Raw genomic sequence first — 22691 nt, 5'->3', positions numbered from 1 at the left:
TAAACAACTGTTTAAAAAATATTATGTTTACCCTCTCTTAATACGTTAAATATTTTACCGATATAGAATAAGTAAAGTAATTTCGATTCATTAACAAGGAGAGTTTCTATAAATGGACGCCGTTTCTAGTACATACCACATTCCGCTTGTTTCTCTATCTATTATTATTGCAGTCATTGCTTCTTATGCTGCGCTCGATTTAGGGATTCAGGTACAAAAAACCAAATCATACGCACGGTACATTTGGATGATCTCAGGAGCTTTTGCCATGGGAATGGGTATTTGGGCGATGCATTTCGTGGCGATGCTCGCTTTTCACTTATCTATCAATGTTACCTATGATGTAACGCTCGTCATCATTTCAATCATTCCAGCGATCCTTTCATCCGGAATCGCTCTCTATATTATTAGCCGCCCTGTTATGGGGAAGAAACAGGTATTGTTAGGAGCTCTTTTTATGGCAACGGGTATCGTTTCTATGCATTACACGGGCATGGAGGCGATGAAGATGAACGCTGAAATACAGTACAATCCATTTCTATGGACGCTTTCGGCGGTCATTGCTTTTGTCGCATCAGTCGTAGCTCTTTATCTACTTTCGTTTGTTAGCCAAAACTATAAAACAAGTAAAATATGGCTTGTGAAGCTAGGAAGTGCGGTGCTTATGGGGATCGCCATTTCCGGAATGCATTATACGGGTATGTCAGCGGCTAGTTACAAAGCGCATCAGCATCACACTGATCTAGCAGTAACACCGTTTAACAGCACCCTTTTAGCTTATGCGATCGGAATCGTAATCCTCATTCTGTTAGGGATGGTGTTCATCAGCACGTTCATCGATCGAAGATTTGAATATCAGTCGATTCTATCAGAAAGAAAGTTCCGCTCTGTTATCGAGTCTGCTAACGATTCTATTATTCTGTCAGATCGAACAGGAACGATCATTTCATGGAATAAAGGAGCAGAGCTGATCTTTGGTTTTACCGAAAAAGAAGCACTAGGAAAAAATCTGCAGATCATTATTCCGGACAAGTTTAAAGTTGCTCATCAGCAAGGGATGGAACGTTATCTGTTGTCTGGAGAACCAAAAGTGATCGGAAACACAGTTGAGTTAGAAGGACTTCGAAAGGATGGAAGTGAATTTCCGATCGAATTGTCGCTCGCTGCTTGGCAGGAAGAGGGAACTGTTTATTTTAGCAGCATCATTCGGGACATTACGGAGCGAAAAAGAAACGAGAAGAAGATTAATCAGATGGTCTACCGTGATCCTTTAACAGGTCTGCCGAATCGACTTCTGTTGAACGACCGCCTTTCTCAAGCGCTTGAACTGGCAGATGAGACCAAACAGACGATCGGCATTATGTTTATTGACCTCGACCGATTCAAGTACATCAATGATACGTTAGGACATGCGGTTGGAGATCAACTGTTAATAGAAATCGCAAAACGCATCCAATTATGTGTAGGAAAGAACGACACGGTCTGCCGCCAGGGTGGGGATGAATTTATCGTCCTCATACCAAATACATCGGCAGATGAAGTCTCAAAAATCGCACAGCAAATCGTAGATCTATTCAGCAGCTCCGTTATGGTCAATGAGCAAGAGCTCTTTGTTACACCGTCGATCGGAATTGCAATGTATCCAGGAGATGGCCGTGATATTGAAACGTTGATCAAAAATGCAGATACTGCGATGTATCGTGTAAAGGAACAAGGGAAAAACAACTTTCAATTTTATACACCTGAGATGAATGAGGCCGTTACTAAGAAAATGAAGCTTGAGATCGGTTTGCGAAAGGCACTAGAACGCGATGAATTTAAAATTGTGTATCAGCCTCAGATCGATGTGGAAACAGGTGATATCATTGGAGTTGAAGCACTTTTACGCTGGCATCATCCGGAATGGGGGACGATTTCACCGGCTGAATTTATTCCGATCGCTGAAGATACAGGACTGATTCTGCAAATTGGAGAATGGGTGCTTCATGGCGCTTGTCGTCAAAATAAAGCGTGGCAAGACGCAGGATACACGCCGTTACGGATGGCAGTCAACATTTCATCGCGTCAATTTCAGCAGAGTGATCTTGTTGAGCGGGTGAGTAGAATTTTGAGAGAAACTGAGCTTGCGCCACAATATTTAGAGCTTGAGCTGACGGAAAGTATCATCCAAGATTCAAAGTATGCTGTTGCGAAAATGCATATGCTGAAAGAGATGGGGATTCATCTATCGATTGATGACTTTGGAACAGGCTATTCGTCCCTAAACTATCTAAAGACGTTCCCGATTCATACACTAAAAATCGATCAAAGCTTTACGCGTAACATCTATGCCGATCCGAAAGACGCGTCGCTCGTAGAAACCATTATCGCGATGGCTCATAACTTGGATCTGAAGGTGATTGCAGAAGGGGTAGAGACGGAAGAACAGCTTCAGTTTTTGCAGCAAAAGCAATGTAACGAGGCACAAGGGTATTACTTCAGCCGGCCGATTTCTGCGGATGAGCTGGCAGTGATTCTTCAGGAGCGCTCGGTGAGTGAAGTTAGTTAAGTCTGAATCGATACAAAAAATAACACTTGAAAACCCCATCTTACACATTGAGATGGGGTTTTTAAGTGAATAAAATCAGAATTATGATAAAATAAGAACCTAAAACTAGGGGAGGAGAAACAAAGATGAAGATCAAACAGCTTCTTTCTTACTTTTGTATTTTCTACTTAAGTATTTTAGCAACCACTAATGAAGAACTGAAGAGTTCTTTTAGTGCATTAAGTGCTGGTCTTTTCTTGTTTGATATGTTGGTGTTATTCTCGACTCTATATTTATTATACGTTGTGAGAAGTTACTTTGAATTACAAGGTATATCTAGAAAAGAGTCTCTCATCTATGCTTTTTTATCCTTATTCCTAAGTTTTATCTTCGTTTATCTAGTTCAACGATAGAATCGGTTATATACCACTATATATATGTCACGCCTAAGTCATACATCTTCCTCATGGCTTCCATGGCGGAACTATAGTACTTGCTTGCCTGTTTATATTTCTGGTGATCCTCAAAGTATTTACCGAGTATAGGATAGTACTCTGCTAAAAAGATCCACTCGTTTCTTTTTCTGAAATATGGAATCATTTCCTTTATCATGAATTGAACGGTTTCATCATTAAGTTCCCCATGTGTAAATAGTTGCTTGTAATAAAGGAAATGAAGTTCATAGCCTCTAAAAATAGCATTATCTTTCACATGATCCATCCAAGTGTTCAGTAATTGTAGACCTTTTTCTGGTTGGTTTGTTTTTTCATAGCTTTTAATTAGAGCGTAGATCGTCATAATCTTCGCGATAATAGGTTCCCCTTTTTTCGCTTTTAAACTCCGAGCAAACAATTCAATTGCCTTTTCTGTTTCTCCTTTGTGATTAGCGATACTACCTAAATTGTGATAGACAATTCCTTTAATAACTTCATCACCAAACGAATTAGCGATGGTTTCGGCTAGGAGTAATTGCTTAATAGATTCGTCAAAATTCTTAATCCTCGTTTGGACGATAGCCAATATAATCCTACAATCTGCGCACCTTTTAAAGAAATATGTTTTTTCAAATATAGTCAGAGCTAATTGGGTGTATTCTAAGGCAATGATGCTTTTAAAAAGCTGATTTGCTGTAAGACCAATCATATAGAGCAAGTAGCCTCTTTCCCATTCGTGTAAGCGATGTTCTTCTAATAATTTTTCAGCTTTTAAAGCATAGCTATGTGAGTCTTCAAATTCCTCCATAAAAAAACTGAGCTGCGATCTAGCGAGTAGATAGTAAAACGCTTTTTCCCCTTTAATCACATCGTCAATATAACCAACTTCATCTAACATCTCAGGTACACCATCAATTTCTTGTGTAGTCATCATGATGTACATACTTTTAAAAATTTTGTTCAAGATATCCTCTTCTACGGATTGTGAAGGTATATCTATCAAATTATCATATTTTTGCTTTGCGGTTGGATAATCTCTCATATATAAAGAATAGAAGAGATCTACGTAATTTTGCATAATACTTTTTTCGTTTTTAGTATGTAGTCTGATAGCTAAGCGTTCTGCCAAATGCTGCTGTATTTCTTCTGAAGGTTCAGTGACTCCGTTCTCAATCTTACTTAAATAAGGAACCGAACATATCCCGACAGCGAGTTCTTGCTGGGATAAGTTTTTGACTCTTCGGAAATAACGAATCTTTTCTCCTAAGTTCATAGTTGTTACCCCGCCTTTGTTTGTATTTACATTTATTAGGTATAAGCTCACGCTAAAAATTTTCCCTTCTATAAATATACCTGAACTTTAACTGTAAGAGGAAACTAGTCTCAAAATATCGTGATTTAACCACTAAATCCCTTCATGTTTCCCAATTTTTTTACCGAAATAGTTAGGTATAATTAACTATAGAAACTAACGACTAGGGTGAAAGCTATGACTATTGAAAGAGGCGACCTCGTAACTTATCACGATGAATTGCACAAAGTACTTCACGTATATTCTTCCGACTTTCTTGAGATTAGGAAAGTGAATGAACCTTATGTACCTCGTGTGATTTTGGTTCATAAATCAGAAGTTACTGTTTAATTGTAATATACATTTATTTATAGATTATAAAAAAGACTCATGAGTAGGCTACGAACTCATGAGTCTTTTTTTGTTGGTTATATTGAAGTGTCAGAATTTTTAAAAATCATTTATAATATATAGTACTAATCATGAAGGAGGAAGTTAACATGAGAAAAATAACTAATCAAACTGTCCAAACATATAAGGGTGGAACACATTTTTAGCATATAAACAGTGTGTCCCCTTATGTGTGCCTCGTAAAAAAACACAAAGGGGTAAATCATGCATTTTCCAATCAAACGTTTTTTCTCCTATTACAAACCGTATTTAGGGTTATTTCTAACTGTATTAGTTATAGCGTTTATTGTTTCTGGGATCACACTCATCCTTCCGCTGCTCGTTCGGTATATAACAAAAGATGTTTTAGAAGGGGACTTATCCGTTGCCCTTCATAAAGTCTACTGGATCGGCGGAATCATGTTCGCTTTAGTTGTTATTCAGAATCTCGGAACGTACTTTGTCGACTATAAAGGGCATGAAGTCGGAGCTCGAATGGAAAGTGATATTCGCAGCGAATTGTTTCAGCATCTGCAAAAACTTTCTTTTAGCTTTTACGATAAAGAAAAGACGGGCGAACTTATGTCTCGTGTAACGAACGACTTATTTTTACTTGCTGAACTGTATCATCACGGTCCAGAAGATTACGTCAAATATTTCGTGAGGTTCGTGGGGGCATTTGTGATTCTGTTTTTTATCAATGTGCCTTTAACGCTTGCGGTGTTTTTATTTCTGCCGGTCATCGGTTTTCTCTCGCTCTATTTTAACAAGAAAGAGAACGAGGCTTTGCGGCGAAATAAGGAGCGGATCGCAGATATTAATGCTCAGCTTGAAGATACACTTTCAGGCATTCGGGTCGTTAAATCTTTTGCAAATGAACAAGTGGAAATCCGTAAGTTTAATAAAGAAAATATTCGTTTTTTAGAAAGTCGAAGAAATACGTACAAAGTAGAAGCGACTTTTTATAACAGCATACAAATCTTAATTCAGCTCATCACGATCACGATTGTTGTGTTCGGCAGTGCGAGTATCGTAAACCAAACGTTGGATTTAGCTGACCTAATCACGTTTTTGTTATATGTCGGCTATATGGTAGAACCTATTCAGCGTCTGACTCATATGAGCACACAGTTTCAAGAAGGGATTACGGGTTTTCAGCGATTTATGGAGATTATGAACCTGAAACCGGATATCGAAAGTCAAAAAGATGCAAGAAAACTTTCCGACGTGGAAGGGGATATCGTTTTTAACGAAGTAAGCTTTCGATACGAACCGCATTTGGATCCTGTGTTTACGAATCTTAACCTTCATATAAAGCCTGGAGAGTACGTTGCCCTCGTAGGTCCATCTGGAGCTGGGAAGACAACACTATGCTCGCTCATTCCTCGCTTTTATGAAGTGACAGAAGGGGAAGTGCAGCTTGATGGTGTGGACATACGGAAGCTGAATTTAGACGATTTGAGGAATCAAATCGGTATTGTGCAACAGGATGTTTATTTGTTCGCGGGAACAGTGATGGAGAATATTCGTTACGGCAATAGTGAAGCGACAGATGAAGAAGTGGTAGCAGCTGCAAAACAGGCAAACGCTCACGAGTTCATTATGCGTTTACCAAACGGGTATCACGCTGATATTGGTCAACGTGGAGTGAAGCTTTCTGGTGGTCAGAAGCAGCGGCTAAGTATTGCGCGCGTTTTTTTGAAAAATCCGTCCGTCCTGATTCTGGATGAAGCGACGAGTGCGCTTGATAATGAATCCGAAGCAGTAATCAAGGAATCGCTTGAGTCTTTAACGAAAGGGCGTACAACGATTGTGATCGCCCATCGCCTCTCTACGATTCGCAACGCGGAACGAATTGTTGTTCTAACGAACGAAGGAATTGTGGAGGAAGGTACGCACGATGCATTGCTTAGCCGCGATGGTGCGTATGCGCAGCTTTACAATAAGCAGTTTGAAGTACAATACTAGAAGTATACAAAAAAAGTCTTTCCAATAAAACGGGGAGGCTTTTTTTATATGAGATATTGTAAGTATCAGTAAATAACATTGATGAATTATCTGCACTTGCCAATCCTTTTATTTAAAAGAATTGAATAAACAAAAATAGGGAAAGAGTAACAACAATAACGGTGAGTATCGCCCATAGATATATTTTTTCGATCTCTTCAGATTTCCCTTCCCCTTTCTTAACTCTGAAAAGCAACCACACATCAAATGCTGCGAATACTACCGCACTTAAGGCACCCGTATACGTATATAACCCCCAGAAACCAAAGATTATTCGCCCTATTAATAGCCCCATTGCTCCATGAAAAACTATGTACATTGGCACACTGACGCTGTAGTTCATGCCGATCTTACAGATAATATATTCAATAACTGCTGATGTTATCTGACCAAAACATACAATGATCCCTGCAGCTATAAATGCGGAAAAAATCGGAATCATGATGATTTCTAACCCACTCTCACCAGCTTCACGATCAAATACAGACAGAGCTGTCAAAACGAGTGAAAAAAGTAAGCTCGTCATTATGGTAGCGAAGATCTTGCGTTTTCCAAAAGCTACTTCCATTCTTATAAACTCCTTTTTTATAGAACGAGCCCTAACGATAATACTAAGACGTACAAAGGGGATGTAGATAGAAGCAGTGCTATGTTTTTGCTTTTAATCATTCTACTAGAAAAATAATAGACGAAGCTTCCAACTGTTAATAACGGTGCGATTAAGATCATAAAGAATAAATCACCGTAAATTAGTAAACTAAAAAATATACTAATTGTGATAGATAAAAGCAATAATAGAGATAGATTCAATGAGTGCTTCTTGTTAGAAAAAAGATAAAGAGCAGCTTCTCCTAGAAAACATATAAAATAAACGAATAAAATGAAATACGGGATAAGAAAAGGAAGACCCTCATTTTCTCCGCTAAATCCTGTGCTCAGGAAGAAATAAAATATGGTGAATAAAAATGTTGCACCTGCACCTATGTATAAGGGACTTTTTTTTAGCATATTTAGCATGTGTACTCAACTACCTTGTAGAGATTCTTTATCTTAATAATACCATTATTTAGTATGTAAAAGTTTCTTTGTTTAGGGTACTGAAAAAGAACGTAAACGTTTTAAGGAGTGGTAAGATGTTTGGTTCTCCGCAAATGGTTTCAGTTATTTTTTATGGCGCTGCCCCTATGCACTCGCAGTATCATAACCGGGCTGCGCTTCAAGCGGCAATCGCGGATGCAGACAGCAGGGGAAGAGGGGTTGTCGTGGTACCGCCAGAGATTGATTACGGATATAAACGTGGAATCCCAAGTACATACCCTGATTTTTCTTCTGCACGCCATGATATTCTGATTCATGATTATTCCATCAATACTCGTTATGATTCGTGTAACGGGGATGGGATGCAATATAGAATCATTACGAAGACTCATAATGAAACAGCTGGCAAGAATGATGGAAATACACAATGGCTAAACGGAAATTGGCATCCAGCCTTCATGCTGATGCATGAAGGGGGAAACACGAATAACCGAAGAGCCACGTATTTTACAGGGATAAAAGGAGTAATGGCTTGGGGAGTAGGGCAAGGAATTAATACAGCAGGTGTATCAAGTGGTGTTTCAAAAGGGGCATCAGATGATGAATTAGCACATTTTAAGATTATCGGTAATAAAGTAGCTGGTGGTAGAGGACTTGAAACGATGCTGGCGATCAACAAAATGAATGGGTACTGGGGTTTCGGTGGAATGGCGAACCCTGACAAAGAATTTCATTCTAAAACAAAGCGTGGCTGTAAAGGTGAAGTGAAATTTGAATCACATACGGATAACTTAGAAATTAGCTTGAGCACACCAAATAAAATGCGGAAGTGGACAATTCGTGATGATAACGGCAGCTTAAACATTACTGATCTGAACGGAACTTCCAATGTAGTGACCTTTACGGAGACTGGAGAAGTTATCGCAAAAGGCGGTATAAATATAAATGTATCCAACTTACCGAAGAATCCTACTGCTGGGCGTATGGTCTTTTACAAAGGGGAGCTTAAACTTTATACGGGTTGTGAATGGAGAACGATATAAAAAAAGGAGCTATCTACAGCTCCTTTTGTGGTTGAATTATCAAGAGTTTTCTTCAATATATAGTTCATAATCGATTGAATCTTCTTCGTTCAGTTTTTTTCCGTTAATATAGACTTGATTCCATTCATACATGTACTTGTCCAAGTAAACATAAAGGACGATTTGTGTAATCATAAACGTTACTTCACTATAGGTCTTTCAATCCCGTTCAGAAAATCTTGTATCATCTCAAGATGATCCGTATATAGGTTCTGTGGAAGCTTGTCTATTGGGAAAAATTTATTATCCATTGATTCCGAATTTGAAGTAAGAAGGTCTCCAGAAAAATCATGGCATGTAAACACGTGCTTTACCATAGATACTTGATCGCCATTTGAAAAGGTTTTATCAAGGCGTTGTCCAGAATAAATGCCAAACAGCTCAAGTTTACCAAGTGTAAGTCCTGTTTCTTCAAGAACTTCTCGTCTAGCTGTATCTTGAACCGTTTCTCCGAACTCCATAAAACCACCTGGTAGACCCCATTGACCGTTGTCACTCCGTTTATTAAGCAGTAATTCATTTTCTGTATTAAAAACAAAAGCTCCTGCGACCACCGTAATAATTTTTGAGTGGCCAACCATGGCTCTCACGTATTTAATGTAATCCATCAGAATCCCCATTTCTCTATTTCCTTATTTTTCTACTATACCTTCATTATGTAAGTTCGTCTGCACTTATTTTTGAAAAAAGACATAATAAAAATGAACTGGTGTATGATCCACTTCATTGGTGCGTTCTTTATAGAGTTTAAGGTCTTTTGTACACTGTTTCACAATCTACTGCAAAAAGAAAAGCGAGGGTGAATCACGTTATGCTTCTCTTTGTAGGACAGGTTTTTCAATCGTGCTTAGCTGATCTTCGCGAGCTTTTTGGCTTAACTCGTTGGAATACTCGATAGCCTCATAGATGGATGCAAAATGCTTTGACGCGTAGTAAGGCGATTTATAGCAATGTATCACTTTTGTTTGTGAAGGATAGATGAGCACCTTCCAGTGGTAAACATTTCGTTGCTTTTCACTGCCTTCCATCGCGATGAGCCAATGTGTGGAGCTTTCAAGTGCGTCGTCGTCTTCCTGAGCTCTATCTTTGAGAGCAGCCCGATCGTTCTCACCGATTAAAATAGGCACCTTTTCATAAAACTCCCTAAGGTTTGGGTAGTTGTTCATACCATCTCTCCTCTCAAACATGATTTGTCCATTTCACAAAGTACATGTTTCGCTTATTGTGACATTATATGAAGGGAGAGGAAAAAAGATGATAGTTTTATAAGAAATATGCACACAGGCCAAATCCGCCTATAGCAACAGGAATTAAGGCGAGCAGCAGCATAATAATCTTTGTGATAATAAATGACTTTTCCGCTATTTTTGTAAAAAGAGCAAAGTCTGAATCCCACTGCCATTTCCTTTCGTCTTCACGAAACCAAGCGTATTTTTCGAGCTCCTTTTGATGTGCTTCCTCTGAATATTTAAATAAAACCCAAAAGAAAAAAGCAGTGCCAGGGATAAAAAATGACAATCCGAATATGAGAGCATCCATGTTCATTCATCCTTTTTGTTCAATAATAAAACCAGATGCTGAAGTGTTCAGCATCTGGAATGAAATAAGTGCATTTTGTTAGAAGCGTCTTCTTTTGTTGCGACGCGGTCTACGTGGTCTTCTGATCTTGATTTCTTTTACCTTAATGAACCGGACGCCGATAAATAAGAAATAAGTGGCGAGGGCGACATAAAAGAAGATCGGTACGCTTTCAAACTGGTTCTTCGCAAGCAAGTAAAACATATAGAACAAAAATAGCGAGATGATTGTTCCGTATCGCGGCATCGGGATGTCCTTGAAGCTTGGTATTTTCACCGTGCTCACCATTAAAAGTCCGAGTCCGTAAAACAAAAGTACAAAAATCCAAAGTGGGATCCATTTTACAAAAAAGACTAAGAAAACAACGATTCCGCCTGCTAACGGGATCGGGATTCCTTTAAAATATTTCATCGATTCTTCTGAAGCCGTAATGTTAAAACGCGCTAGGCGGTATGCGCCGAATAATGGAAATAATCCTGCAAATAAAAAGCCCCACATTCCTAAATGAGCAAAGTAAGTATTCGCTACAAAATAAGCAGGTGCTACCCCAAAGGATACAACATCCGCAAGTGAATCGAGTTCCTTACCGAGGTTTCCTGAAACTCCTAAGATCCGAGCTGCTCTTCCGTCGACCGCATCCAGCATCATCGCGATAAAAATAAGGATGGCGGCGTTTCGAATATCACCGTTTGAAACGTACCCGATGGAAAGAAACCCACAGAATAAATTTCCTAAAGTTAATAAGTTTGGAATATGCTTTTTCATTGTCCACGTCCTTAAAAAATACTCTTCTTTATATAATAGATGATTTTATTGGAAAAAGTTATGTTTTTTTGGTTAAGTGAGTAGTTTACCATATTTTTTAGTAAGTGTGGGGTAGGGGAGTTGTTTAAGGGGGTGATAGATTATGAACGAAAATCATTCAAAAAGGTACAGAAAGTGACCTTGTAAGGTTCATGTACTTGGTCTGAGCGAAACAAGTAAACGATTGAGCAAAAGAGAAGAGGATTGGGGTGAAACGTGAGCGATCCGGAGCGAAAAGCTCACCTGTTGGTGTGAACCGATAGCCATTTTGAGCGAACGCGTAATAAATATAAGAACACGTACCGTAAAAACAACTTTGTTCATATAAAATATGATAATTTAAGTCCGCCCCATGAAAATCACTTCACACTTCTCTTCAAATAACTCTCAAACAAGAGGTCGATCAACAGCATCAATGTTGATCTTGCTGTAATATCATAGCCTGCGAACTTTACCCGTCCGACCGTCATGCTTAAACTCGTCTTCACCATCTTACTTAACGAGGAGTCGGATGCATTCGTGATGGCGGCTGTGTCTACGACTTTATAGGAAAGCTTCTCGGCTGCTTGCAGAAGTGTTTTTGTTTCACCGCTTGACGAGATGAAGAACACGAGGTCGTTCGGTTCTACCATGTTTGGTAAAAGATCGATCATGTGTGACTCGTATGTGTAGTGAGTCTGCTTGTTCGTCTGCATGAGCAGCTTACTAAAATACTCCGCCATCATTTTCGACAGACCTACACCAACTACTATCACACGCTTAGCGTTCACGATCTTCTCACTCAATTTTTCGAGCTCCGTTTTTTGAATCGTTTCAAATGCAGAAACAAACTCTTCTTTATAGCGCTCAACCGGATTGTCTCCTAACATCACATGCTGATTCTCGATCGTTTTCAGAATGTATTTTAGTTCGGAGAATCCTTCAAGTCCGAGCTTATGCGACATACGTACGATTGTTGTTGTACTTACGTTGTTTACTTTTGCGATCTCGGTCAACGAATGTGTTTTTGCTTCATCTATATGATTGTCTATGTAATATACGACTTGCTTTTCGGTCGGTGTAAGTTCAGCTAACTTGCTGCTGAACTGATCTAGAAACTTCCCCATCGTTCATTTCCTCATTTCCGTACGAACTCTTTCTATTAGTATAGCCCATTTTTCATTCTGTACAAATGTACGGACTCTGTACAAAGATAACGCTTACTTTCGTGGTACAAATAGAGTATAGAAAGTTGGAAGTGCTTTCATACTAGGAAAGATTGGAGTGAATGTCATGGAACTAAGAAACATGACCCATCCGAATTTAGTGTTGTTCGATGTAGATGCTCAAAATAAAGAGCAAGTGATCCGACAGCTAATTTCAAAGATTAAAAAACAAAATTATATAGAATCAGAAGAAGCATTATTGGAAGCGGTATTAAAACGCGAGGAACAATCTCCGACAGGCTTGGAAAAAGGGTTAGCGATTCCGCACGGAAAATCGGCAACGGTAAAACAAGCCGTTTTTGCGGTAGCTCGTCTCAAAACACCACTCGCAGATTGGGAAAGTATCGATCCGAACAACAAAGTTCAGCTCGTATTCTTGATCGCCATTCCTGAGAGTGAAGCGGGAACGACGCATTTAAAAGTATTGTCTACACTAAGCACGAACTTGATGCGCGACGGTTACTTGGAAGGTTTGATGGCAGCAGGTACAACTGATGAGTTTTTAAACAGACTGGATGTTGATGAGAAGAAAGAAGCTGCCCCTGAAAAAGAATTCACCAAAACCGTCGTTGCGGTTACAGCATGTGCAACAGGTATCGCGCATACGTATATGGCGGCTGAAGCTCTGGAAAAAGCAGGACGTGAGTTAGGTGTTTCTGTACTCGTTGAAAAGCAAGGTGCGAGCGGTATTGAAGATGAGTTATCAGCAGAGGTTATAAAAAACGCGGATGCTGTCATCTTTGCAACGGATATTGCACCAAAGCAAAAAGACCGTTTTGCAGGTAAATCGTATGTGCAGACGCGTGTAGCTGAACCGTTACGAAAAGGGAAAGAGATGATTCAAAAAGCGCTGAATAACCCTGATGGTGTTGTTGAGGCAGAGGAAGAAGAATCTTCTACTACACAATCAAGTGGCGGAGGCGGATTCTTTAAAGATATGGTACAGGCCGTAATGACAGGGATCTCTTACATGATCCCGGTTATTGTTGCAGGTGGATTGATGATGGGAATCGCAAAACTTGGCGCGATGCCGTTCGGTCTTGTGAATGAACTCGCAGATCCGAAATATGCTACACATTCAAATGAGCTATTCGTTATTTTGCACCATCTCGATAAATTTGGAGCACTCATATTCAAGTTCATGTATCCGATCTTTGCAGCGTTCGTCGCCTATTCACTGGCAGACCGTGTAGGGCTTGTAGCTGGATTTATTGGAGGAGCTTTTGCCGGCGGACTTCATTATACGTTCTGGAACAACCCGGATGGCATTCCGTCTGGATTCTTAGGAGCACTGATCCTTGGTCTTGCAGCCGGTTATATCGCACGCTTCTTGAACCGAAAAATTCAATTGAACAAAAATTTTGCTGCGATGAAGCCGATGTTTCTCATCCCAGCGATCTCTGTACTATCGATCTTTTTCTTAAACTTTTACATTGTAGATCCTGTGTTTGGAGGTCTGAACGTTGTATTACGCAACTGGATAGAGTCTGCACAAGGAACGGGTGACGTTGTTCTTGCATCGATCATCGCTTCTGCCACTGCTTTTGACTTAGGTGGACCGATCAACAAAGCAGCTGGTGCGATCGCGATCGGACTTGCAGCAGATGAAGTATATCCGTTAACAGCTCGTGTTCTGGCAATCGTTATTCCACCGATCGGACTTGGAGTTGCTGTTGTAATCGATAAATATATCGTCGGTCGCCGTGTATTCCCGGCAGATCTTCGTGTAGCAGGTAATACTTCATTATTATTAGGATTCCTTGCAATCTCTGAAGGTGCGATTCCGTTCATGCTTCGTAACCCGTTGATCACGATTCCGATCAACATTATCGGAGCGATCCTTGGTGCAAGTACGGCAGTCTTGCTTGGAGCTGTTCAATGGCTTCCGCTTCCGGCAGTTTGGGGCTGGCCGCTCGTTGAGAACCTGTGGGCTTACTTGCTCGGACTCGTTGTCGGTGCAGCATTCATCGCATTCGCCAACATCTTTATCCGCTTTGCGATTTTAAAGAAAAAAGAGAGACAAGCGTAAAAAGATTTTAAAGTACGTGCCTCTTTGACAAGGTTGATTGGAGCGTAAGGTGCGAGACTCCTGGGGGATCAGCGGGACAGGTGAGACTCCTAACAGCGCAGAGCGCTAGGAGGCTCACCGCACGCCCCCCGGAAAGCGAGCATCCTGGAGTGGAAATCAACTACTTTCGGAGAGCGACATTGAAAATACAAAAATGAAAAGGGGCGCATCTTGTTAAAAAGATGACCCCTCTTTCTATTAAACGTGAGAAACACGGGAGGGAAACAGCATGAAACAGAAACAAAAAAAGGTATACGTCGTACCGCATTCGCATTGGGATCGCGAGTGGTACTTTACAATAGAAGATTCCAACCTACTACTCGTAGAAAACATGGACCGATTGATGGATATGATGGAGAAAGATCCTGAGTATACAGGCTATGTATTTGATGCGCAGAGCTCGATCATTGATGAGTATCTAAAGATTCGTCCAGAAGAAAAAGAACGATTGAGCCGTTTGATCGCGGATAAACGTATCTTTGTAGGGCCTTGGTACACACAAGCAGATTCACTACTTGTAAACCGAGAGTCATTGATCCGCAACTTAATGTACGGAACGCGGATCGCTGAAAAGATGGGTCACTCCCTGAACGTTGGTTACCTGCCTGATATTTTCGGTCAGAACACTTATCTTCCGTCTATGTTCAAAGAATTTGATATCGATTATAGCGTGTTGCAGCGCGGGATCTATACCAATCAGTTGAACGGTGATCTGAACTTCACGTGGCAATCACCAGACGGCGAGAGCGTGAAGGCGAACAATATCTACTTCGGTTACGGTCCAGGAAAATTTTTATCAGATGATCCTCAGTACATGGAAGAACGATTGCTTCCTATTTTAGAAAAAATAGCTGATCTGAACGCGAACACGGATAACTTGTTGTTGCCCGCCGGTGGTGACCAAGTACTCGTTCGAGAACATTTTCCTGAAACGGTAAAAAAACTGAACGAAAAAGATGAGAAACATGAATATGTGCTCTCTGACTATGAAACGTTCATGAAGGATACGTGGGAAGAAGGAGATTTTAAGAACGTGATAGAGGGTGAACTGATCGCGACTCAAAAATCTCGTATTCATAATACGATCCGCTCACAACGTTATGACATCAAGAAACTTAATGATATGGCTGAAGAAAAGGTCATTTATGAACTGGAACCTTTAGCAAGTCTTGCGAGTACGCTGGGCTTTAAATATCCGCAAAGATGGCTGGATGAGATGTGGAAGATGCTATTCGACGTTCACGCGCATGATAGCATCGGTGGATGTAACTCTGATGATACGAATCAAGAGATCGTGAATCGTCTTACAAAGGTTATCCGAATTGCTGATGGCTGTTTGAATCTGTTAAAAAAACAAATAACAGAAGCTGTGAGTCGTCAGCTTGGGAAAGACTCAATCTTTGTGATGTTCCATCTGCTTCCTAAAACGTTCGAAGGTTCGCAAAAAGTGGTTCTTTTTACGAAAGAAAAAGGGTTCGGTGTTCGTGATCTAGACGGGAAGCCTGTTCTGTTCGACGTATTGAATCAGGAATATATCTCAGGTGGAAAGACGATCGTCGTGACCGCGGATGGTGAAAAAGAAGTAGAAGCACCAGGTTATTACAGAAACGAAGTACTTTTACGCGATGTGAAACTTTCGTCCATGGGCTATGAAACATTTGAAGTGGTGGAAGATGAACAGATCGAACATGTAGCTCCGAAAGTTGAAGACAACCGAGCGATCGGAAATGAGAATTTCCGCATTTATGAGGAAGATGGCAGACTGCATTTAACGGTGAAGACATTGAACAAGACTATTTCAGATTTCATGAAGTTTGAAAATGTTGCGGATGCGGGCGATTCGTATGACTTTTCTCCACTTGCTGGAGACTCGCCGATCTATTCAAGAGAGATCGAATCTGTTTATGTAGAAGGAAGTAATGCGGTCGAGTTCATGGAAGTCGTGCATCTGTTACAGGTATCGAAAGACTTGGAAGAACGAAAAGTTGGAGATGCAACAGGAAACCTAGCCATTGTAACCCGATTTGAACTTCGCGAGGGTGAAGATTTTATCCGGGTTATCCATGACATTGAAAATGAAGTGAAAGATCACCGCGTTCGCGTGTTGCTGCAAACTTCTGTTGAAGCACCAGATCACTCGTTCGGCGATCAAGGATTCAGTCTGATCCAACGCCCGACGGTTAATCCGTACATGGAAAACTGGAAAAAAGAGAAGTTCGCTGAAGCACCAGTGCCGATCTATCCGCTAGAAAATCTAGCAGGTGTAACGAACGGAGAATTAACTTCTGCTGTTATCACGAAAGGCATCAAAGAATATGAGTTGATCAAAGAAACGGGGCAACTCGCTTTAACATTGTTCCGAAGCGTTGGTTTACTTGGTCGTGACAACTTAGCTTGGAGACCGGGCCGTGCGTCAGGTATTAACAACAAAGTCGTCCTTACACCTGATGCTCAAATGCAAACGAAAATGTCGTTTGAGTACGCGATTATGGTAACTAAAGGACATGACGTTAAACAGTTGTTTAACACGGTAGATAAATATCGCGGACACAGTGTGAGTTATCAAAAGCAAGCGTTGAACACGTTTGAAGAAAGACTCGATCGTTTTGAGATTCCTTATCCAGTAGATATTTTGCCAGCGAAATTCAGCTTGTTTGAGTCAGAAGGTGACTTGTTCCTAAGCACGATGAAACAAGCGCATGACGATGAATCGGTCATCTTACGTTTGTTTAACCCGAGTGAGGTAGCACAGACAGTCGTATTAAGAAGCGAACACATCCAATCTGTTCTACAAACGAAACTGAACGAAAAAAGTGTGATCGACGTGAAAGACGAAGTGACGGTTCGAGCAAAAGGATACGTCACATTAAAGCTTCGTATGAAGGAGAATGTGTAATGAGTTTTTCTGAGAAAGCTGAGAATCTGTTAAAAACAATCTATGGCGAAGATTTTTCGTCTGATTATAAAGAAGAGATCGTAAAGCTTGTAGAGAGTTGGAAAGAGAAGAAGTGGAGCGAGACAGCTCCGCTTTCTGAAAAAAATGTGTATCTGATCACGTATGGCGACATCATCAAAGAAGAAGGAGAACCAACGTTAAAAACGTTAAATAAGTTTATTAACGAATACGCGGCAGATGAGATTACGGATGTACATTTATTACCGATGTTTCCGTATACGTCTGATGATGGTTTTTCAGTCGTTGATTATCGTGAGATCCACCCTGAACTAGGGAACTGGTCGGATATTGAACGTTTCTCCAGTGATTATCGCCTAATGTTTGATTTTGTGGCGAACCATATGTCGAAGTCGAGCAAGTGGTTTCAAGGCTACCTGAAGGGTGAAGCAGAATATGTAAACTATTTTACCCCGAAAGAAGATGGTTTTGATGCTTCAAACGTCGTGCGTCCTCGCACCTCTCCGCTATTTCACGAGTACGAAGGTGGTAAGACTGCGTGGACCACATTCTCTGAAGATCAGGTGGATGTGAACTTTAAGCATTTTCCTGCGTTGCTTGAGATGACGGATATACTACTAGATTATGCAAACCGCGGTGGGACAAGTATTCGTCTAGACGCGATCGGTTTCATGTGGAAAGAATCGGGTACAACATGTATTCACCTTCCTCAAACACATGCCATCATCCAATTGTGGCGTGAGATTTTAGAAGAATTACAATTAAACACGCTCTTGATCACAGAGACGAATGTTCCGCATAAAGAAAATATCAGCTATTTTGGTGACGGAAACAATGAAGCGCATATGGTGTACCAATTTTCACTGCCGCCGCTCGTATTGCACACGTTAACGACTCATGATGCGAGTAAACTGACTGGTTGGGCGAAGTCGATTGAAAAGGTGTCTGATTCGGCTACGTACTTTAACTTTTTAGCGAGTCATGACGGTATCGGCATGCGGCCAACAGAAGGAATCTTAACAGAAGAAGAACGTTCATCATTGGCTAAGAAAGTGTTGAGTAACGGCGGTCGTGTTTCGTATAAAAGTAACCCAGATGGAACGGAATCTCCTTATGAGCTGAACATCAATTACATGGACGCGCTCATCAACAAAGACGAAGATACGAGTGAAGATATGCAAGTGCAAAAAATGCTTGCGGCACATTCGGTATTGTTCTCCGTAATGGGTGTCCCTGCCGTCTATTATCACTCACTATTAGGGTCTCGGAACGATTATGAAGGGTTAGAGTCGTCAGGAATCAACCGTCGAATCAATCGTCAAAAGTTCCAATACGATGAACTCGTTTCAGAATTGGAAACATCTACTCGTCGTCAAAAAGTGTTTACAGGATTGAAGCGTTTGATTCGTACGCGTCAGCAGGAAACGGCGTTCTCACCATTTGCTTCACAGTCGATTCTAGAGCTTGGGAAGCAGGTATTCTCACTTGTTCGCAGAAATGAAGAAACAGGTGAAACGGTGTTGTTCGTGATGAATGCATCGAACAAACTGATCGATGTGGAGCTTCCTTTTGGTGGCGAGGACTTGTGGAGCGGCAATTCTGTTGAAGGAACCGTTGAACTCGTTCCGTATCAGTTTATGTGGATTAAAAAATAAAGTAGGTGGACACGTATGAAGATTGTCATCGCTCCTGATTCATTTAAAGAAAGTATGACAGCGGCTGAGGTCTGTAGAGCAGTGGAAGCTGGTTTCAAAAAGACGTATCCTAACGCAGATTATGTGCACGTGCCTGTTGGCGACGGTGGAGAAGGAACGGTTACATCGGTTGTTGATGCGACAGGCGGCGAGATGGTCGAAGTGGTGGCAACAGGTCCGCTCGGTAAAAAAGTAGATGCCTTTTATGGCGTTACAGGTGATGGGAAGACGGCAGTGATCGAGATGGCTGCCGCTTCCGGTCTGCATCTTGTTCCGAGAGAGAAGCGGAATCCTCGTGTGACAACAACACGCGGAACAGGTGAACTGATTCTAGATGCTCTTGATCGAGGAGTGGAGCGGATCGTGCTCGGTCTTGGCGGATCTGCAACAAACGATGGCGGTGCCGGCATGGCGTCTGCACTTGGTGTGAAGTTTTTGAATGTGAACGGTGAGGAATTGCCTGCTGGTGGTGAAGCGCTTCGTGAACTTTTGACGATTGATGTGTCTGGGCTGGATGCTAGGCTGCAGTCGGTAAAAGTAGATGTGGCGTGTGATGTAACAAATCCGTTAACGGGACCGCACGGGGCATCAGCAGTTTTTGGACCGCAAAAAGGTGCGACGCCTGAGATGGTAGGTAGTTTAGATGAAAGCTTAAAACGATATTCTGAAGTGGTGGAACGGAATCTTGGTGTTGCAGTAGATGAGTTGCCAGGTGCAGGTGCTGCTGGAGGCCTTGGTGCAGGAGTCGTGGCGTTTTTAGATGGAAAGCTGCAGAGCGGAATTGATCTTGTGCTTGATGTAATCCATTTTGAAGATGCAGTTCAGGATGCGGATCTCGTGATTGTTGGAGAAGGCCGTATCGACTCTCAAACGATTCATGGAAAAGCGCCAGTAGGTGTAGCGAAACGAGCGAAGGCTGTTGTGGACGGCATACCCGTTGTTGCGATTGCAGGCAGTATCGGTCCTGATTATGAAGCGGTGTACGATCACGGAATTGATGCTGTTTTTAGCGTAATGAACGGTGTGGTGACGTTAGAGGAAGCATTGCTGCATGGAGCTCAAAATGTGGAAAAAACAGCGGAAAATATAGCGCGTTTGCTGAAAAAGAATCTTTCAAAACAAAAGGCTGACTGAGTAGGAAATACTTTTTGTAGATTTAGTTTAATGGGTCCTTCTATACGAAACAAAGATTATATGGAGTGAAACGTACATTGGTTGGAGTGAAACATGCAAATTTTTGAGCGGAACGAGAGCTTTATTGTGCGAACGTGTAATAATAAAAAGAACACGTACCGTAAAAAACTAGTTTAACAAAAAAGTAGAGGCATGGAATCTCCATGCCTCTCTATAATTTTTAATGTCTAATTGTAACTGATTGCTTGTTTTCCCATCTGTTCCCAAGCTGCAACAAAGTTTGTGCGATTGATCTTTCGGTTTTTCTCGTTCGTCAAAGGATCGTTGAAATAAATATATTGACTGTCGTACCCTGTAACGAGTACAGAGTGTTCTCTATACGTGATTTTGACGGGTCCTTGCTCCGTATAAAAAGTCTGAAACTGAGAAGAAGGAAGTTTTGTAAACCACGTGTTGGCGATTATCCAAACAGGTTTCTTCTTGTCTAATTGGTTTGTAACACTTGTAAAAGGTTTTCCTGTTAAGTTTACAACGCGATTACCTAGATACTGTCTAGTCAACGTGTCGATCGGTTTTTGGTATACGCCATAACCAGGTTTGCTCTTGTCATACATATCGCCGACAAAGCCTACGTTTGGATTACCAAAATACACTTTTCCGTCTACTTTGCGATAAGGTGTTGGATCTTTTTTAACTTGCTTTGCAAGCGTCATCTTGTCTGCTTTTACACCAGCATAATTTAACAGCATAGCTAAACTCGTAACTTCACAACCTCTTGGAAGCTCTGGCAGTTGAGAAACGAGAGGTGCATTCAATAATACTTTACTAGGAGCAGTTGTTTTAACAAGCCAACTCGCGATCCAACCTGTTCGATTATCAGGTAAAGTGATGCGATACCAGAGCTCGTTTCTAGAATTCGTAAACTGTTCAAATGCGACTACCTTTGCCCCGTTCTTAAGCTGAGTGACTACCTTATAGTCTGTACTCGCACCTGAACGAATATTGGCAACGTCCACATTTACATAAAGAGTTTTACTAACTTTAGTTGCAGCAGAAACGTTTATTCCTGAAAAATATGTAGAAATAGTAAGCAGTAAGCAAACGATTAGTAAACTTTTAATTATCCTCTTCATTTTTCCCCTCCATCATATAATTTTGGCACTCCTAAACTTTATTAAATGACAGAATTTTCAGCAATGGGCAATCATCTTTATTTTATTAACATAATAACCATTACTTAGAAAAACAGCAGGAGATATGGCATGGACCATATTGTGCATATAAAACTTTCGGTAAACGATAAATACATAAATCGTTTTACAAAATGATTAAACTTATCGTACAGTTGGTGTAAATTAAACAACTGTTTAAAAAGAGGGAGGTCTTTTCATGAGTATTATTGATATTAACTGCGACATGGGCGAGAGTTTTGGCGCTTACAAACTTGGAACAGACGAAGAGATTTTAAAATACATAACCTCAGCAAACATCGCATGCGGTTTTCATGCGGGAGATCCTGCAACGATGAGAAAAACGGTGAAACTCGCGCTAGACCATGAAGTTGGCATCGGTGTTCATCCGGGATTGCCTGATCTAGCTGGATTCGGCCGTCGAAACATCGACATCTCTCCTCAAGAGGCGTATGAGATGGTTGTTTATCAGATCGGCTCATTGTGGGGATTCGTGAAGGCTGAAGGTGGTACCATTCAACATGTTAAGCCGCATGGCGCGCTTTATAACATGGCAGCGGTGAATCGTGAACTATCTGAAGCGATCGCCGAAGCAGTTTATAAAGTGAACCCTGAGCTTATTTTATTTGGACTTGCAGGCAGTGAGCTCGTTCAAGCAGGTGAAAAGATTGGTTTGCGCACAGCATCTGAAGTTTTCGCCGATCGTACGTATCAGCAAGATTGCACGCTTACTTCACGCAAAATGCCACACGCGGTGATTACGGATGATGATGTGGCTGTCGCACAAGTGATTCGTATGGCAAAAGAGGGAAAAGTGATGACGCAGCAAGATGTTGACGTCGATATTAAAGCAGATACGGTTTGTATCCACGGTGATGGTGCGCATGCGTTAAGTTTTGCGAAGAAAATCAGACAAACGTTAGAGGATTCTGGAATTTCTGCTCGTAAAATCGGAGAAAGTATTTAAATCTGACTGAAATAGGCTCAAAGGGCTGCACCTTTTGGCTTTTTTTATGTGTCAGGAGTCTGGTTCAGGTGGTGAGGAGCTGATTTCAGGTGGAGGCGGGATGTTTAGCGGTGAAAAGGGGACCATCATCGGTGAAAACTGCCATTTTACCGGTGAAAACACCTACTTTAACGGTGAACGTGTAACAAATATAAAAACACGTACCGTAAAACCCCCTCTTTATGTCATTATATGTCATGATAATATCCGGAAAACTTCTACTATAGAAAGGAATCATCACATCTATAAACTGGATTCTATTCCTCATCCTTTTTATCCTATCATTCACACCATTCACACTCTCAGCACTAGGTGCCACCGTGGATGTT

General features: G+C 41.1%; 19 protein-coding genes. 10 read left to right on the top strand and 9 right to left on the bottom strand.

Annotated features, from left to right (window positions below):
• Positions 1–112 precede the first annotated feature (112 nt).
• Positions 113–2548, top strand: a complete 2436-nt coding sequence (locus ACNJYY_RS19355; protein ID WP_416729738.1) for an EAL domain-containing protein — start codon at positions 113–115, stop codon at positions 2546–2548.
• 125 nt (positions 2549–2673) lie between these two features.
• Entirely contained in the window at positions 2674–2940 is a 267-nt protein-coding gene (locus tag ACNJYY_RS19350) for a hypothetical protein (protein WP_416729737.1), read from the top strand.
• 16 nt (positions 2941–2956) lie between these two features.
• Here the strand turns inward: ACNJYY_RS19350 and ACNJYY_RS19345 are convergent, their stop codons facing one another.
• Entirely contained in the window at positions 2957–4234 is a 1278-nt protein-coding gene (locus ACNJYY_RS19345; RefSeq protein ID WP_416729736.1) for a helix-turn-helix domain-containing protein, read from the bottom strand.
• A 216-nt stretch (positions 4235–4450) separates the two neighbouring features.
• On the opposite strand from ACNJYY_RS19345, the gene ACNJYY_RS19340 reads away from it, so the two are divergent.
• Together ACNJYY_RS19340 and ACNJYY_RS19335 are read left to right on the top strand one after the other, a co-directional pair.
• Positions 4451–4603: a hypothetical protein gene (locus tag ACNJYY_RS19340; protein ID WP_416729735.1), complete on the top strand. Its 153-nt coding sequence runs from the start codon at positions 4451–4453 to the stop codon at positions 4601–4603.
• A gap of 264 nt (positions 4604–4867) precedes the next feature.
• Positions 4868–6610 carry an ABC transporter ATP-binding protein gene (locus ACNJYY_RS19335; protein WP_416729734.1) on the top strand — a complete coding sequence of 581 codons (1743 nt, stop codon included), beginning with the start codon at positions 4868–4870 and terminating at the stop codon, positions 6608–6610.
• A 112-nt stretch (positions 6611–6722) separates the two neighbouring features.
• Here ACNJYY_RS19335 and ACNJYY_RS19330 read toward each other — a convergent pair whose 3' ends face one another.
• Positions 6723–7217: a hypothetical protein gene (locus ACNJYY_RS19330; protein WP_416729733.1), complete on the bottom strand. Its 495-nt coding sequence runs from the start codon at positions 7215–7217 to the stop codon at positions 6723–6725.
• Between the two features lie 565 nt (positions 7218–7782).
• Between ACNJYY_RS19330 and ACNJYY_RS19325 the strand changes: the two genes are divergently transcribed.
• Positions 7783–8730 (top strand): hypothetical protein, encoded by a 948-nt coding sequence (locus ACNJYY_RS19325; RefSeq protein WP_416729732.1) that lies wholly within the window; start codon positions 7783–7785, stop codon positions 8728–8730.
• Between the two features lie 39 nt (positions 8731–8769).
• On the opposite strand, the gene ACNJYY_RS19320 is transcribed toward ACNJYY_RS19325, so the two are convergent.
• The 6 genes from ACNJYY_RS19320 to ACNJYY_RS19295 all read right to left on the bottom strand — a co-directional run bounded on the left by ACNJYY_RS19320 (position 8770) and on the right by ACNJYY_RS19295 (position 12257).
• Entirely contained in the window at positions 8770–8904 is a 135-nt protein-coding gene (locus ACNJYY_RS19320; protein WP_416729731.1) for a hypothetical protein, read from the bottom strand.
• 5 nt (positions 8905–8909) lie between these two features.
• Positions 8910–9377: an NUDIX hydrolase gene (locus ACNJYY_RS19315; RefSeq protein WP_416731912.1), complete on the bottom strand. Its 468-nt coding sequence runs from the start codon at positions 9375–9377 to the stop codon at positions 8910–8912.
• A 201-nt stretch (positions 9378–9578) separates the two neighbouring features.
• A complete protein-coding gene (locus ACNJYY_RS19310; RefSeq protein WP_416729730.1) occupies positions 9579–9935 on the bottom strand; it encodes a hypothetical protein in 357 nt (118 codons plus the stop codon).
• Between the two features lie 97 nt (positions 9936–10032).
• Positions 10033–10308 (bottom strand): hypothetical protein, encoded by a 276-nt coding sequence (locus tag ACNJYY_RS19305; protein ID WP_416729729.1) that lies wholly within the window; start codon positions 10306–10308, stop codon positions 10033–10035.
• A 78-nt stretch (positions 10309–10386) separates the two neighbouring features.
• On the bottom strand, positions 10387–11112 hold the full coding sequence (gene pssA, locus ACNJYY_RS19300) for a CDP-diacylglycerol--serine O-phosphatidyltransferase (protein WP_416729728.1): 726 nt from the start codon (positions 11110–11112) through the stop codon (positions 10387–10389).
• A gap of 398 nt (positions 11113–11510) precedes the next feature.
• Positions 11511–12257 carry a MurR/RpiR family transcriptional regulator gene (locus ACNJYY_RS19295; protein ID WP_197221698.1) on the bottom strand — a complete coding sequence of 249 codons (747 nt, stop codon included), beginning with the start codon at positions 12255–12257 and terminating at the stop codon, positions 11511–11513.
• 166 nt (positions 12258–12423) lie between these two features.
• On the opposite strand from ACNJYY_RS19295, the gene ACNJYY_RS19290 reads away from it, so the two are divergent.
• From ACNJYY_RS19290 to ACNJYY_RS19275, 4 genes are all read left to right on the top strand, one after another.
• Complete coding sequence (locus tag ACNJYY_RS19290) at positions 12424–14385, top strand: fructose-specific PTS transporter subunit EIIC (protein ID WP_416729727.1); 1962 nt, start codon at positions 12424–12426, stop codon at positions 14383–14385.
• A gap of 268 nt (positions 14386–14653) precedes the next feature.
• Positions 14654–17320, top strand: a complete 2667-nt coding sequence (locus tag ACNJYY_RS19285; RefSeq protein WP_416729726.1) for a glycoside hydrolase family 38 C-terminal domain-containing protein — start codon at positions 14654–14656, stop codon at positions 17318–17320.
• A complete protein-coding gene (locus ACNJYY_RS19280) occupies positions 17320–18993 on the top strand; it encodes an alpha-amylase family glycosyl hydrolase (RefSeq protein ID WP_416729725.1) in 1674 nt (557 codons plus the stop codon). The genes ACNJYY_RS19285 and ACNJYY_RS19280 overlap by 1 nt, the downstream gene beginning before the upstream one ends.
• A gap of 15 nt (positions 18994–19008) precedes the next feature.
• The gene (locus ACNJYY_RS19275; RefSeq protein ID WP_416729724.1) at positions 19009–20166 is read left to right on the top strand and encodes a glycerate kinase; all 1158 of its coding nucleotides are present in this window, start codon (positions 19009–19011) and stop codon (positions 20164–20166) included.
• A 227-nt stretch (positions 20167–20393) separates the two neighbouring features.
• Here ACNJYY_RS19275 and ACNJYY_RS19270 read toward each other — a convergent pair whose 3' ends face one another.
• On the bottom strand, positions 20394–21299 hold the full coding sequence (locus ACNJYY_RS19270) for a C39 family peptidase (RefSeq protein ID WP_416729723.1): 906 nt from the start codon (positions 21297–21299) through the stop codon (positions 20394–20396).
• A gap of 256 nt (positions 21300–21555) precedes the next feature.
• Here ACNJYY_RS19270 and ACNJYY_RS19265 point away from each other — a divergent pair, with 256 nt between their 5' ends.
• Positions 21556–22323, top strand: a complete 768-nt coding sequence (locus ACNJYY_RS19265) for a LamB/YcsF family protein (protein WP_416729722.1) — start codon at positions 21556–21558, stop codon at positions 22321–22323.
• The last annotated feature ends 368 nt before the right edge of the window (positions 22324–22691 follow it).

The organism is Fictibacillus tiangongensis (genome assembly GCF_048083785.1).
In the GTDB taxonomy this organism is placed as follows: domain Bacteria; phylum Bacillota; class Bacilli; order Bacillales; family Fictibacillaceae; genus Fictibacillus.
This window is presented reverse-complemented; position numbering and strand designations above follow the sequence as displayed.